Raw genomic sequence first — 13,023 nt, forward strand, 5'->3', positions numbered from 1 at the left:
CGCATGACCACCCCGCCCGGCATGTGCGGAGGTCAGGCGTCATCGGTCTTGCCGATCCCAGCCCAGGCTGGGATTCGCCGCGCCATGGCCTCTCGGCCAAGTATGTTGACACGGCATCCGCGCTTTCGCCCGATGGGCTGGCGCGGCCGGCTACTCCCCGGATGACCGGGAGGCTCTATAATGAGACGGGCGGACCGTCAACGGCCCGCCCCATCTGGTGCTTCAATCGGAAGTGCGGAATCAGGTCCGGCTGGCTTCGAACAGGAACCAGGCGCGCTGCTCGGCCTGGTCGGTCCAGTCGTCGAGAATGCCCGAGGTCGCGTTGTCCTTGGCCTCGTCAACAATGTCCTTGGCCTCGCGCAGGCTGGCGACCAGGGCCAGATTGTCCTCGCGAAGTTCGGCCAGCATGTTCGCGGCCGAAACGAACTCCGCGTCATTGTCCTTGATCGACTGGCGACGGGCAATGTCGCCGATCGAACGCAACGTGGTGTTGCCGGTCTTGCGCACGCGTTCAGCGATCTCGTCGGTGGTGGCCAGGATCTGCGTCGCCTGTTCATCGAGCATCAGGTGATAGTCGCGGAAATGCGGACCCGAGACGTGCCAGTGGAAATTCTTGGTCTTGATATACAACGCATAGCTGTCGGCGAGGATACCGTTCAGCGCGTCCGCGACGGTCTTCGCGGCGTTGCTGCCGATGTCGGTGGGTGTCTTGAGTTTCGCTTTGCCGCCCTTGGCCATGATATCCTCCTTGGATGTCCAATTTCGAGTCGGAAGCATAACGAAAGAGCGGACAAAAAGTCGCAGCTCTTTTGGTATAAGCGCCCGGAAAAATTCGCTTTCGGTGATCGATTATATCGATCGATGGCGAATCTTTATGGCGTGCGGTTGCTGAGGTAGAGGCTGTCGTTCCAGGCCGGAGAACCCCATGACCGATTTTCCCATCGACGATGTGCGTGCCCAGTTTCCCGCACTGGCGGCGCAAGAGCCCGGTGATGCACGCATCTATCTGGACGGACCCGGCGGAACGCAGATCTGCGCACCCGCGCTCGCGGCGATGGTGCGGCATCTGGAGGCGGGAACGGCGAATAGCGGTGGCGCTTTTCGAACCTCGGTCGAAACCGATGCGATGAGCGAGGCGGCGCACGCCGCGATGGCCGACCTGCTCGGCGGTTCGCCCGACGAGATCGCCTTCGGCCCCAATATGACGTCGCTGACCTTCTCCGTATCGCGGGCCTTGTCGCGCGATTGGCGTGAAGGCGACGAACTCGTCGTCACGCGGCTCGATCACGACGCCAATGTCTCGCCATGGCTGATGGTCGCACAGGATCGCGGAATGACGGTGCGCTGGATCGATTTCGATCCGGAAACGGGGCAGCTCGAGATAGATGCGCTGCCAGAGATGTTGGGGCCGCGCACGCGGCTCGTGGCGATTGGCGGCGCAAGCAACGCCATCGGCACGCTCAACGATGTCGGCGCGATCGTAAGGATCGTGCGTGCGCATTGCGAAGCGCTGGTCTTCGTCGATGCGGTCCAGTCGGTGCCGCATATCGCGACCGACGTGCGCGCGCTCGACTGCGATCTGCTTGTCTGCTCGCCCTATAAATTCTTCGGGCCGCATCAGGGTGTGCTGTGGGGCAAGGACGACGTTCTCGAGCGCCTCCACGCCTATAAGGTGCGCCCGGCGTCGATCCGGCCGTCGGCGCGGCGCTTCGAGACCGGAACACCCTCGTTCGAGGGGCAGGCGGCGGTGTCGGGGACCATCGACTATCTCGAAGCGCTGGGCGCCCGCTTCGCGCCGGACGCCACCACGCGCGGCGCGCGCCTGCGTGCCGCGATGCTCGGCTGCCATGCCTATGAGGACATGTTGGGCGAGCGCCTGTTGGCCGGGCTCGGCACGATCGACGGGTTGAAACTGTGGGGGCCGCAGACCGTGAAGGGGCGCGTGCCGACCTTCGGCGTCACCATCGCCGGCCATGATCCGCATGCGCTGTCCGAAGCCCTGGCCCAGTGCAATATTTTCGCGTGGGCGGGCAATTTCTACGCGGTGGAAGCGGTGGCCCGGTTCGGCCTCGCCGAAAGCGGTGGTCTGCTTCGCCTTGGGCTATGCCACTATAATACGGCTGACGAGGTCGATCGTGTCATCGACATGTTGGCGCATATCGTCAGACCAGCTGGAGCGCGTTGACCGCAGCGATCGCGCCCAGCAGCAGGAACAGCGCGGCGCCAACGCGGCGGAGCACGCCAAGCGGTAGCGCGTCGAGCGCGGTGCGTCCTCCAGCCACCGCGAGCGCGCTCATCGCGAACACGCCAGCCGCCGTGCCCGCCGCGGTCAGCACCGGCATGCCGGTGCGCGTCGCGATCGCGAAGGTGAGGAACTGCGTCTTGTCCCCCAGTTCGGCGATGCCGAAGGCGGCGAAACTGGTCAGGAAGGCGCCGATCCGCCAGCCTTCGAGCCCCGGTGCGGGCCTGGCCTTGAGCATCATGGTGACGCCGGCTGAAACCAGCGCGAATGCCAGCATCAATGTCGTCGCCTCGCGGGTGAGCATCGCGCTGACCGCGATGCCGGCAGCACTGGCGATCGCGGCGTTGACGATCGCCGCCAGCGCGATCCCCGCGAGCACGGCACCGCCCTGATCGCGAAATCGGAGCGCCAGCGCGAGCGCGAGCCACTGGGTCTTGTCGCCCAGCTCGGCCAGCGCGGCCGCGAGCAAGGCGGACAGCAGGGCTTCCATCGATCAGCCGATTGGGTTCAGCCGGCCATGCGGACGTTGATCGCGGCGAGATAGATCGCGCCGGCCTCGGCATCGAGCCGTTCGCAGCCGACGGCATCGCGCATGGTGTCGAGCCAGGGCAGCACCATCGCGCCACGCCCGGCATCGGCCAGCGCCGCTTCCAGTCCGCGCGCGAGCTGCACCAGCGGATCGAGGCCGTGGTCGAGAGCGGTACGGCGGATATCGTCCACCCCGTTGCAGAGTTGATCGAGCGTCAGATGCGGAAGCTCATTCGCGATCCGGTCTATCCGGTCGCACAATCCTCCGCGCACCTGCATCATGGCTTCGACGGCGATGCCCATTTTGGCCCCCTGTTCCCGCTTTGGAAACAGGATGCGCCAGCATGGTTAAATATTGGTTGCAGTCGTTTCTCGCGGGTTATTTCCCATCTGCATAGGCCATCACCAGATCGTGGAGATAGTCGCGGCCAACCATCACCGACTTCACTTCCATCCGCTCGTTCAGGCCGTGCGCGCCATTGCCGTCCGGGTCGCCCCAGGGGCCGGGCACGCCATAGACGGGAATGCCGATCGCGCCGAGGAAGATGCCGTCGGTTCCGCCCGTGGACATCACGGGCACGACGGGCACGCCGGGGAAATATTTGGCGGCGAGCTTCGTCGCCGGCCCCATGATCTTCGGATCGAGCGGCGGCGGCACGGCGGCGGGCCGGATCGGCGGAACCACGGTGACCGTCATCTTGGGATTCCCGATCACGGAAACGAGCGCGGCCCGCGTCTCCTCGATCGAACGGCCGGGGAAGATGCGGCAGTTGATGTTCGCGCCGGCGCGTTGCGGCAGCGCGTTGTTGGCATGGCCGCCATCGATCAGCGTCGCGACGCACGTGGTGCGCAGCATCGAATGATAGACGCGGTCCTTCGATACGATGGCGTCAGCCGCCTTGTCGTCGGGATTGGCGGCGATCGCGAGCAGCGCAGCCCCTTCCTCGCCGCCCTTCGCCTTGCCGACCGCCTGGAAATAGGCGCGGGTGGTGTCGGTCAACTGCGCCGGGAATTCATAGGCGCGGATCTTCGCCAGCGCGTCCGCCAGATCGTAGATCGCATTGTCGCGTACCGGGATCGAGCTGTGGCCGCCGGGATTGGTTGCCTCGATGCGGAAATTCTGCACTGCCTTTTCGCCGACCTGCATCGATTGGCTGACGAGCTTGCCCTTGCCGTCGCTGTCGCCGCCGCCGCCTTCGTTCAGCGCGAACTCGGCCGCGATCAGCTCGGGTCGGTTCTGCGCCAGCCATTGCGCGCCGTTGAATGCGTAGGTGGTTTCCTCGCCGCAGGTGAGCGCGACCTTGATCGTGCGTTTCGGCTTATATCCGCTTTCCTTGAAGCGGATCATGCTGTCGGTCCACATCGCCGCCATCGCCTTGTCGTCGGCGGTGCCGCGTGCGTAATAATAGCCGTTCTCCTCGACCATCACGAAGGGATCGCGCGTCCAGTCCTCGCGCTTGGCCTCCACCACGTCGATATGCGCGAGCAGCAGCATCGGCTTCAGTCTGGGATCGCTGCCTTTCAGCACGGCGACCAGCCCACCCTCCTTGGGATGCTCGGGTGTCGCGAACAGCGTGATGTCCTGATCGGTGTAACCCGCCGCCTTGAGCCGCGCCGCCATCTTCTCCGCCGCGAGCGTGCAGCTTCCCACGGACAGCGTCGTATTGGTCTCGACCAGCTCCTTGTAGAGGTCGCGGAACTTCACCTGATCGGGGCGAAGCGTGCCCTGTGCGGCGAGTGGCTGGGTGGAAAGGGCAAGACCAAGGCAGGACAGGACAAAAGCGCGCATCGCGGACCCCCGTGAACGGAAGGCGCGACTAGATCGCAGATTCGCGGGTAGCGCAATCGTTCAATCGGGGCGCATCGCCTGCGCCGCCAGCGCTTCGGCTTCGACCAGCAATTCGTCGTCGACGGTGCCTTGCGGCACATGTTCGCGCCCGATCATGACGAGCACGGGCACCGCCAGCGGCGTCACGCGCGGCAGGTCGATATGGACCATCGCGTCCTCCGCGCCCTCAAGCAGATCGGCCAGCCGCCCGACATCGGTAACGCGCGCGCGCGCGTCCTCCCAAGCGGCGCGCAGCAGCAGATGATCGGGCTCATAGCGGCGCAGCACGTCGTAGATCAGGTCGGTGGAGAAGGTGACCTGCTTGCCCGTCTTCTTCTTGCCGGGATGCTGGCGTTCGACGAGTCCCCCGATCACCGCAACCTCGCGAAAGGCGCGTTTCAGCAGGTGCGATCCCTGCACCCATTCGACGAACTCGTCCTCCAATATGTCGGGGGAGAAAAGCGGCGCGGGGTCGGTGACGGGCTCGAGTCCGAAGGTGGCGAAGGCATAGTCGTTGGCGACGAAACCGATCGGCTTGAGCCCCAGCGTCTCCATGCGTTTGGTGACGAGCATGCCCAGCGACTGGTGGGCGTTCCAGCCCGCGAAGCTGTAGGCGACCATGTAATGCCGCCCTTCATGCGGGAAGGTTTCGATCAGCAGTTGATCGGGGCCGGGCAGGATCGATCGATGATCCTGCACCTCCAGCCATTCGCGGACATCGTCGGGAAAGCGGCTCCATGCGCCGCGATCATGCAGGAAACCGCGCACGCGGCGCGCGAGATTGGTCGACAGCGCCATGCGTGCGCCCATATAGCTCGGCACCCGCGCCGATCTGGTGGTCGCGCGGACGATCAGGTCGGTTGTGTCCATGCGCTCGACTTGCAGGCTGAGGCCCGCGAAGAAGAAGGTGTCGCCGGGCGAGAGGGTCGAGGCGAAATATTCCTCGACCGAGCCCAGCTTGCGACCGTTCTTGAAGCGGACGTCCAGCGTTTCGGCATCGACGATGATGCCGGCGTTCAAGCGATGTTGCTTGACGAAATTGGGATGTGAGACCCGCCACAGCCCGTCATGGCCATGCGTCAGACGCTTGAATCGGTCATAGGCGCGTAGCGCATAGCCGCCGTCCGCGATGAAGCCGAGCACGCGCGTGAAGGTCGCTTCGTCGAGCGCCGAATAGGGGAGGGCTGAACGGACTTCGTCGAGCATCGCAGCCTGGTCGAACGGCGCGGCGCAGGCGCAGGCCATGATGTGCTGGGCCAGCACGTCGAGCGCGCCGGGGCGGAAGATGTCGGGATCGAGCTCACCGGCGTCGACCGCGTCAAGCGCCGCGCGCGCCTCCAGATATTCGAAGCGATTGCCGGGCACGAGCACTGCTTCAGACGGTTCGTCGAGCCGGTGGTTGGCGCGGCCGATCCGCTGGAGCAGCCGCGACGACCCCTTGGGCGCACCCATCTGGACGACGCAATCGACATCGCCCCAGTCGACGCCGAGGTCGAGGCTGGCGGTGGCCACCAGCGCGCGCAGCTTGCCGTCGGCCATCGCCGCTTCCACCTTGCGCCGCGCTTCGCGGGCCAGGCTGCCGTGATGGATGCCGATCGGCAGCTTCAGCTCATTGGCCTTCCACAGATCCTGGAAGATCAGTTCGGCCAGGCTGCGCGTGTTGCAGAAGACGAGCGTGGTCTTGTGCGTCTCGATCTCCGCCATCACCTGCGGCGCCGCATAGCGCCCCGAATGGCCGGACCATGGCACGCGGCCCTCCGGCAGCAGGATCGAGATGTCGGGTTCGGCGCCGGGTTCGCCGATCACCTTCTCGACCATGTCGATATCGCCATGCGGCGCCAGCCAGGCGCGATAGCCGTCGGGATCCGCGACCGTCGCGGACAGGGCGACACGGCGGAAACCCGGCGCCAACCTTTGCAGTCGCGACAGCGAGAGCGAGAGCAGGTCGCCGCGCTTGGTGGTGGCGAAGGCGTGGACCTCGTCGATCACCACCGTCTTCAGCCCTTCGAACATCAGCATGCTGTCCGGGTAGGACAGTAACAGGCTCAGCGATTCGGGCGTGGTCAGCAGGATCTGGGGCGGGCGCACGCGCTGACGCGCCTTGCGGTCCGATGGGGTGTCGCCGGTCCGCGTCTCGACGCGGATATCGAGTCCCATTTCCGCTATCGGCGTCAGCAGATTGCGCTGTACGTCCACCGCAAGTGCCTTGAGCGGCGAGATGTAAAGCGTGTGCAGCCCGTCGACCGGCGCCTCGATCAGATCGGCCAGGGTCGGCAGAAAGCCGGACAAGGTCTTGCCCGCGCCGGTCGGCGCGACGAGCATCGCGTGGCGGCCGGCCCGGGCGGCTTCCAGCATGTCGCGCTGGTGGCGGCGCGGGGCCCAGCCCCGTTCGGCGAACCAGCGCTCCAGGATGGCGGGCAGGCGCGTCACGCCGCGTGCCGTTCGGGGCCGGCGGCAAAGGGGCGGGAACTTTCGGCCATCCCGTCCTATATAGGGCGCATGGCCAGACTCGGTAGCTGGATCGCGCCGCACCCACACGGCATACATATCCCGGCGGCGGATGTCTGGGTCGATCCGTCACGTCCGGTCGCGCATGCGCTGATCACCCATGGCCATGCCGATCATGCGCGCGGCGGTCATGGCCAGGTCTGGGCGACGCCGGAGACGCTGGCGATCATGGAATGCCGCTATGGCCCGCAACATGGCATTCCCGTGCAATATGGCGAGACGCTGATCCTGGGCGATATCGGGGTCGGCTTCGTACCGGCGGGCCATGTGCTGGGGTCGGCCCAGATCGTCCTCGATCATGCCGGGGAACGCATCGTGGTCTCGGGTGATTACAAGCGCCGCCCAGATCCGACCTGCGCGCGTTTCGAGCCCGTGGCATGCGACGTCTTCATCACCGAGGCTACCTTCGGCCTGCCGGTGTTCCGGCATCCTGAAACCCATGACGAGATCGACAAGCTGCTTGCGGCGCTCCGCACCAATCCCGATCGCTGCGTACTGGTGGGCGCCTATGCGCTGGGCAAGGCGCAGCGCGTGATCGCCGAGCTAAGGGCATTGGGGCATGCTGATCCGATTTACATCCATGGCGCGCTCCAGCGGCTGTGCGACCTTTACGTCGAACATGGCGTGGAACTGGGCGACCTGCGCCCCTCGACCGACGCGACGAAGGACGAGATGAAGGGAGCGATCGTGCTGGCGCCGCCCTCGGCGCTCAACGATCGCTGGTCGCGGCGCCTACCCGATCCGATCACCGCGATGGCCTCGGGCTGGATGCGCGTGCGTCAGCGCGCGGTGCAGCGCAATGTCGAGTTGCCGATCATCCTGTCCGACCATGCCGATTGGGACGAACTGACCCAGACTCTGATCGAGATCGCGCCGAAGGAAGTGTGGGTGACGCACGGCCGGGAGGATGCGCTCGTCCATTGGTGCGAAACCCGCCAGATCAAGGCGCGGGCGCTCGATCTGGCGGGCTATGAAGACGAGGATGATTGACGGGGATCAGAAGCGCTTGTTCAGCCCGATGCCGATCGTGCGGGGGCGATTGGCGTAATAATTCACGTCCGACGTCGCGAAATTGCTGTTGGCGAAAACAAAGCTTCGCGATGTCTTGAAGCGCGCATCGAACAGATTGTCCGCGAAGATCCGGGCGCTCCAGCTCTCCCCTTCCAGGCGCAGCGAAAGGCTGGACAGCCAATAGCCGGCGATCGGCAGATATTGCCGATTGACGCTTGTCGACGGAACCAGCGAGCCGGCTGTTGTGCCGCGCACGGGCTGGAAGCGGCCGAAATCGGCATAGCTGCCGCTGGTATAGCTGGTCAGCCAGTTCATTCCGGCTTTCAGGCCATCACCGAGTTCTGCGCTGTAGTCCGCCATCAATGACAGCGCGTGGCGCGGCACCAGCGGCATCCGTTCGCCCTTGAAGCCGATCCGTTCGATCGACTCGGTCAATTTGGCGTCGGTATAGCTATAGCCCAGGTTGAACGAGAGGCCGCGCATCAGGACGTCGCGCGCATTCAGTTCGATCTCGACGCCCTGCGAGACCGCCTTGCCGGCATTGCCCTGATAGGAGAAGCCGATCGGGGTGCGGACCGTGGTCTGGATGTCGGACCAGTCGATCCTGAACAGCGCCGAACTCACATAGATCCGGTTCTGCGCGAAGGAGAATTTGCCACCCAGTTCATAGCTGATCAGGTCGTCCGAGTTGAACTGATATCCTTCGGGTGGAACGCCGGTATTGGGGGTCAGGCGGTTGAAGCCGCCGGGCCGGAATCCTTGCGCGATCGTCGCGTAGATCAAGCCGGCGCCGAGCTTGTATGAGGTGTTGAAGCGCCAGACGGTGCCCTTCTCATGGTTGCTGCCATAGGAGAATTCGTCCGCATAGGGCACGGTGCGCGCCAGCCCGTTCGCGTCGCGCGCATTGCGGCCGAACCATTGGTCGATCGCGTAGAATTCGCCATTGCCGCGCACGTCGAAATAGCGCCCGCCGACGGAAGCCTGCCAGGCGTCGGTGAACTGGTATTTGAGTTCTCCGAACACCGCATATTGCCGCGAACGATCGGTATAGGCGTAGTTATATTCCTTGTCGTCGTTGATCCTGGCGCCGATGATGTTCTGCTCGAACGCAGCTTGTCCCGGGAACGGGATGGGCACGAATTCCTGGTCGTTCTCGCCGGTGCGTTCCTTGTTGTAATAGCCGCCGATGATCCAGTTGAACGGGCCGTCCGACGCCGAGACCAGCCGGATTTCCTGCGTGAAGGCGTGCGATCGTGCACGGCGCACCGAATATTCGGTGAATTCGGGGATGTCGCCGGGATCCAGGAAGCTGCCGAAGATCGAATCGCGGATGCCGAAAGTGCCATCGTTCGAGGAATCGTGCTTCTCGTCGATATAGGATGAGCTCGACGTCAGCTTGGCCCAGCCGAAATCATAAGCGAGCGTGAGATTGGCGAGCTGCGCCCGATAGCGGGTGATGCCCGGGTGGATATAGTCGACGGTCAGCCGGGGCTGGCTTTCACGCTGCAGGACGGATTCGCCGTAGCGCGCGGTCTGGCGATAATAGGTGAGGCTGACTTCCAGGTCGTCGACCGGCTTCATGAGCACGGCGATGCGGCCGGATGTCGTCCGGTCGTCGTTCACGTTCTTGGCCCCCGTCCGGACATTGTCGATAAAGCCGTCATTGTCGAAGCGGCCGAGGTTCGCGCGGATCGCGATCCAGTCGTTGACGGGCACATTGATCATGCCGGTCAGATTGTAATTGGCGCCGCCATGGCGCGTCGTCGAGAGCTCGCCGCCGACGCTGCCCTCGAATTTCGTGGTGTCGGGCTTTTTCGAGATGTAGCGGAGCGTGCCGCCGATCGCGCCGCCGCCGAACAGCGTGCCCTGGGGGCCGCGCAACACCTCGACGCGCTCGATGTCGAGCAGCTTCAGGTCCAGCGGGGTGCCGCGATAGGGCATGTCGACCTGCACTTCGTCGACATAGACCGTCGTTGTCGGCGCGAGGCCCGCCTCACTGCCCGTCCTGAGGCCGCGCAGCACCAGCTTGGCGCCGCCCGAGGGGCCGTAATCGTTCATCGAGAGACCGGGCACGGTGCGCGCGAAATCGGTGAGATCGATCGCGCCGGTCTTCTCCAGCGTGTCCGCCGAGATCGCCTGGATATTGAACGGCACGTCGCGCACCGTTTCGGATCTGCGGGTCGCGGTGACGACGATCTCGTCGACGGCCTGAGCTGCGTCGTTCGTCGCGCCGCTCTGGCCGGGGTTGGCGCGTTCCTGCGCGAATCCCGGGCTCGCCGTCACGACGATCGACGCCGCCGATGCCAGTGCCGCCGCGATCGCCCGCTGAATGTTCCGCCCGTTTCTCATGCTCTCTCCCCTTTTTCGCTGCCGGGGCCTGCCCGGTCTGTTCGAATCCTGTCAGCGCGGATAATTAGGGTATAAATATACCATCATGTCAATATGTGATAGTTATGTAACATTGAGCTCACGGGCGCCGGGCAGGCGGGCTTCCTCCCCAACCAATCAGGCTCTAGGACTCGTGAAGATCAGAAATCCGGGGAGAGACGATCCGTGGAAGGTGAAACCGATACGTCCCGCGATCTGTTGCAGCGGCTTGAAGACAGCCTGGACGGCTTCACGCCCGCCGAACGGACGATCGCCAATTTCATCCTCACCAATCGCGGCGGCATCGCGTTCGAAACCGCCAATTCGATCGCCGACAAGCTGGAGGTGAGCGCGATCACCGTCGGGCGGTTCTCACGGAAGATGGGCTATCGCCACTTCAAGGATCTGAAGGCGGGGCTGCGCACCACCATGTCGGGCGTGCCCTGGCTGGTCGGCGATCAGGTGACCGAGTTCGTCGGCGCGCGCGGCGAGAGCAACCGCACCAAGCGCAGCCTGGAGCTTGAGTTGGCCGGCATCATCGAAGCTTATGGCCTGGCTGAAAGCGAGACCTGGAAGGAGATCGTGAAATTGTTGGCGCACAGCCGGCACGTGCACGTCGCCGGCTTCCAGACCGAGCGCGGCGTCGCGATCACGCTGGCGCATCTGCTGCAATATGCGCGCGACGGCGTCAGCATCGTCGACATGACCGCTGGAAATTATCACGAGATCTTCGCGGGCGATCCCGATGGCCGCTGTCTCGTGCTGGTCGATATGCGCCGCTATTCCGAACAGGCCTATGACCTGGCAGCCAGGGCGGACCGCGACGGCATTCCCGTCGTGATGCTCACCGACAAATTCTGCGACTGGATCCGCAAGTTCACAAGCCACGTCATCGCGGTGTCGACCGAGGTCGAGCTGTTCTGGAGCTCTCAGGTCTCGCTCGGCTGCGTCGTCAACCTGCTCGTCAACGACGTGATCGGCGAACTGGGCGCGCCGGTGGAGGAGCGGCTGGAACGTCTGTCGGAACTCTACCAATCCTATACCGGCCATGTCGGCAGCCCGGCGGCGCGCAGGGCTGGCAAGTCCTGATCACGCTCGTGCCTTCCGCCTCTGGCCGTAGAGCCAATAGACCGCGACTCCTATCGCCAGCCATATGACGAGCCGGACCCAGGTATCCAGCGGCAGGCTCCACATCAGATACAGGCAGGCGACGATGCTGAGCAGCGGCGTCCAGGGGTAGAAGGGCACCCGGAACGGGCGCGCAACATCCGGCTCGCGCCGTCGCAGGACGATCACGCTTGCCGCCACCATCACGAACGCGAACAACGTGCCCATCGAGATAAGCTCGCTGAGCAGGCTCAGCGGCAACACGCCCGCTGCGATCGAAGCGATCGCGCCGGTCACCAGCGTTCCGGCGAAGGGAATGTGCGATCGCGCGCGCACCCGCGTGAACGCCGCCGGCAACAGGCCGTCACGCCCCATCGCATAGAAGATGCGGACCTGGCCGAGGATGCTGACGAGCAGCACCGAGACCAATCCGGCGATCGCGACGAAACCCACGATCACCTTGGTCCAGGCGAGCCCCGGCCCGGCGGCGTTGAGCGCGACATAGACGGGATCGGGAACGTCGAGCAGGCGATAGCTGACCAGCCCGGTGATCACGAGCCCGACCAGCGCGTAGAGTAAAGTCGTGATGCCGACCGAGGCGAGCAGGGCACGGGGAACGGTGCGCTGCGGATCGCGAACATCCTGGGCCAGCGTGGAAACCGCGTCGAAACCGACATAGGCGAAGAACAGCACGCCCGCGCCCTGCATGACGCCCGACCAGCCGAACCGGCCGAACACGCCTTCATTGGGCGGAACGAAGGGCGACCAGTTGGCCTGATCGACGAACGCGAAGCCGGTCAGCACGACGAGCAGCATCGCGCCGATCTTGGCGACGACGATCAGCGTGTTGATCCGCGCCGAGAATTCGGTGCCGCGCAGTAGCAGCGCGGTGCAGAAGATCGTCAACAGCACCGCCGGCAGATCGACGATCGCTCCCGTCGCCACCAGATGACGGTCGGCCGAGATCGTGAAAGGCGCCTGCGCGAACACCGCCGGAATCCCCAGCCCGATATCGTGCAGCACCGACTGGGTATAGGCCGACCAGCCGATCGCGACGAGCGCGCCGGCGAAGAGATATTCGAGCACCAGGCACCAGCCCACCGACCAGGCGGCCGCCTCCCCCATCGAGGCATAGGTGTAGGAATAGGCGCTGCCCGCCACCGGCATCATCGCAGCGAGTTCGGCATAGCATAGCCCGGCAAGCAGGCAGACGCCGCTCGCGATCAGGAAGGACAGCGCGACCGCCGGCCCAGAATGCTGCGCGGCGACCGTGCCCGTCAGGATGAAGATGCCCGCGCCGACGGTGCTGCCGACGCCGAAGCAGATCAGCGCGAACAGCCCGATATCGGATGACAGCTTTGTATCTTTTCTGTCCGTGCTCGCCTGAAGGGCGGCGACGGTCTTGCGTGCGAACGGAGTCATGCGCGTTTCG

Annotated in this window: 10 protein-coding genes and 1 riboswitch; of the genes, 3 read left to right on the forward strand and 7 right to left on the reverse strand. The window is 64.7% G+C overall.

Annotation, left to right across the window (positions count from 1 at the left end; all coding sequences use genetic code 11):
- Positions 1-53: 53 nt before the first annotated feature.
- Positions 54-172, reverse strand: a riboswitch (yybP-ykoY riboswitch).
- A gap of 68 nt (positions 173-240) precedes the next feature.
- Positions 241-738 carry a Dps family protein gene (locus ACODTA_RS21280; protein WP_489068363.1) on the reverse strand — a complete coding sequence of 166 codons (498 nt, stop codon included), beginning with the start codon at positions 736-738 and terminating at the stop codon, positions 241-243.
- Between the two features lie 187 nt (positions 739-925).
- On the opposite strand from ACODTA_RS21280, the gene ACODTA_RS21285 reads away from it, so the two are divergent.
- A complete protein-coding gene (locus ACODTA_RS21285; protein ID WP_489068365.1) occupies positions 926-2,185 on the forward strand; it encodes a cysteine desulfurase-like protein in 1,260 nt (419 codons plus the stop codon).
- Here ACODTA_RS21285 and ACODTA_RS21290 read toward each other — a convergent pair.
- The 4 genes from ACODTA_RS21290 to ACODTA_RS21305 all read right to left on the reverse strand — a co-directional run bounded on the left by ACODTA_RS21290 (position 2,163) and on the right by ACODTA_RS21305 (position 7,007).
- Positions 2,163-2,732, reverse strand: coding sequence for a TMEM165/GDT1 family protein (locus ACODTA_RS21290; protein WP_489068366.1), 570 nt, complete (start codon positions 2,730-2,732; stop codon positions 2,163-2,165). The genes ACODTA_RS21285 and ACODTA_RS21290 overlap by 23 nt on opposite strands.
- Before the next feature lie 17 nt (positions 2,733-2,749).
- Positions 2,750-3,073, reverse strand: coding sequence for a hypothetical protein (locus tag ACODTA_RS21295; protein ID WP_489068367.1), 324 nt, complete (start codon positions 3,071-3,073; stop codon positions 2,750-2,752).
- 76 nt (positions 3,074-3,149) lie between these two features.
- On the reverse strand, positions 3,150-4,559 hold the full coding sequence (locus ACODTA_RS21300) for a M20/M25/M40 family metallo-hydrolase (protein ID WP_489068369.1): 1,410 nt from the start codon (positions 4,557-4,559) through the stop codon (positions 3,150-3,152).
- Between the two features lie 60 nt (positions 4,560-4,619).
- Positions 4,620-7,007, reverse strand: coding sequence for a ligase-associated DNA damage response DEXH box helicase (locus ACODTA_RS21305; protein ID WP_489068524.1), 2,388 nt, complete (start codon positions 7,005-7,007; stop codon positions 4,620-4,622).
- Positions 7,008-7,097: 90 nt separating this feature from the next.
- On the opposite strand from ACODTA_RS21305, the gene ACODTA_RS21310 reads away from it, so the two are divergent.
- The gene (locus tag ACODTA_RS21310) at positions 7,098-8,096 is read left to right on the forward strand and encodes a ligase-associated DNA damage response exonuclease (RefSeq protein ID WP_489068371.1); all 999 of its coding nucleotides are present in this window, start codon (positions 7,098-7,100) and stop codon (positions 8,094-8,096) included.
- Between the two features lie 6 nt (positions 8,097-8,102).
- Here the strand turns inward: ACODTA_RS21310 and ACODTA_RS21315 are convergent, their stop codons facing one another.
- A complete protein-coding gene (locus ACODTA_RS21315) occupies positions 8,103-10,466 on the reverse strand; it encodes a TonB-dependent receptor (RefSeq protein ID WP_489068373.1) in 2,364 nt (787 codons plus the stop codon).
- Positions 10,467-10,670: 204 nt separating this feature from the next.
- On the opposite strand from ACODTA_RS21315, the gene ACODTA_RS21320 reads away from it, so the two are divergent.
- Positions 10,671-11,573 carry a MurR/RpiR family transcriptional regulator gene (locus ACODTA_RS21320; protein WP_489068375.1) on the forward strand — a complete coding sequence of 301 codons (903 nt, stop codon included), beginning with the start codon at positions 10,671-10,673 and terminating at the stop codon, positions 11,571-11,573.
- On the opposite strand, the gene ACODTA_RS21325 is transcribed toward ACODTA_RS21320, so the two are convergent.
- A complete protein-coding gene (locus ACODTA_RS21325; RefSeq protein WP_489068377.1) occupies positions 11,574-13,013 on the reverse strand; it encodes an amino acid permease in 1,440 nt (479 codons plus the stop codon).
- Between the last annotated feature and the right edge of the window lie 10 nt (positions 13,014-13,023).

The sequence above is a fragment of the Sphingomonas sp. FG14 genome, assembly GCF_057809675.1.

What these genes read in the sequence shown, in the direction of transcription:
- ACODTA_RS21280 (WP_489068363.1), bottom strand. Translation starts at nt 738, where the DNA reads ATGGCCAAGGGCGGCAAAGCGAAACTCAAGACACCCACCGACATCGGC.
- ACODTA_RS21285 (WP_489068365.1), top strand. Translation starts at nt 926, where the DNA reads ATGACCGATTTTCCCATCGACGATGTGCGTGCCCAGTTTCCCGCACTG.
- ACODTA_RS21290 (WP_489068366.1), bottom strand. Translation starts at nt 2,732, where the DNA reads ATGGAAGCCCTGCTGTCCGCCTTGCTCGCGGCCGCGCTGGCCGAGCTG.
- ACODTA_RS21295 (WP_489068367.1), bottom strand. Translation starts at nt 3,073, where the DNA reads ATGGGCATCGCCGTCGAAGCCATGATGCAGGTGCGCGGAGGATTGTGC.
- ACODTA_RS21300 (WP_489068369.1), bottom strand. Translation starts at nt 4,559, where the DNA reads ATGCGCGCTTTTGTCCTGTCCTGCCTTGGTCTTGCCCTTTCCACCCAG.
- ACODTA_RS21310 (WP_489068371.1), top strand. Translation starts at nt 7,098, where the DNA reads ATGGCCAGACTCGGTAGCTGGATCGCGCCGCACCCACACGGCATACAT.
- ACODTA_RS21315 (WP_489068373.1), bottom strand. Translation starts at nt 10,466, where the DNA reads ATGAGAAACGGGCGGAACATTCAGCGGGCGATCGCGGCGGCACTGGCA.
- ACODTA_RS21325 (WP_489068377.1), bottom strand. Translation starts at nt 13,013, where the DNA reads ATGACTCCGTTCGCACGCAAGACCGTCGCCGCCCTTCAGGCGAGCACG.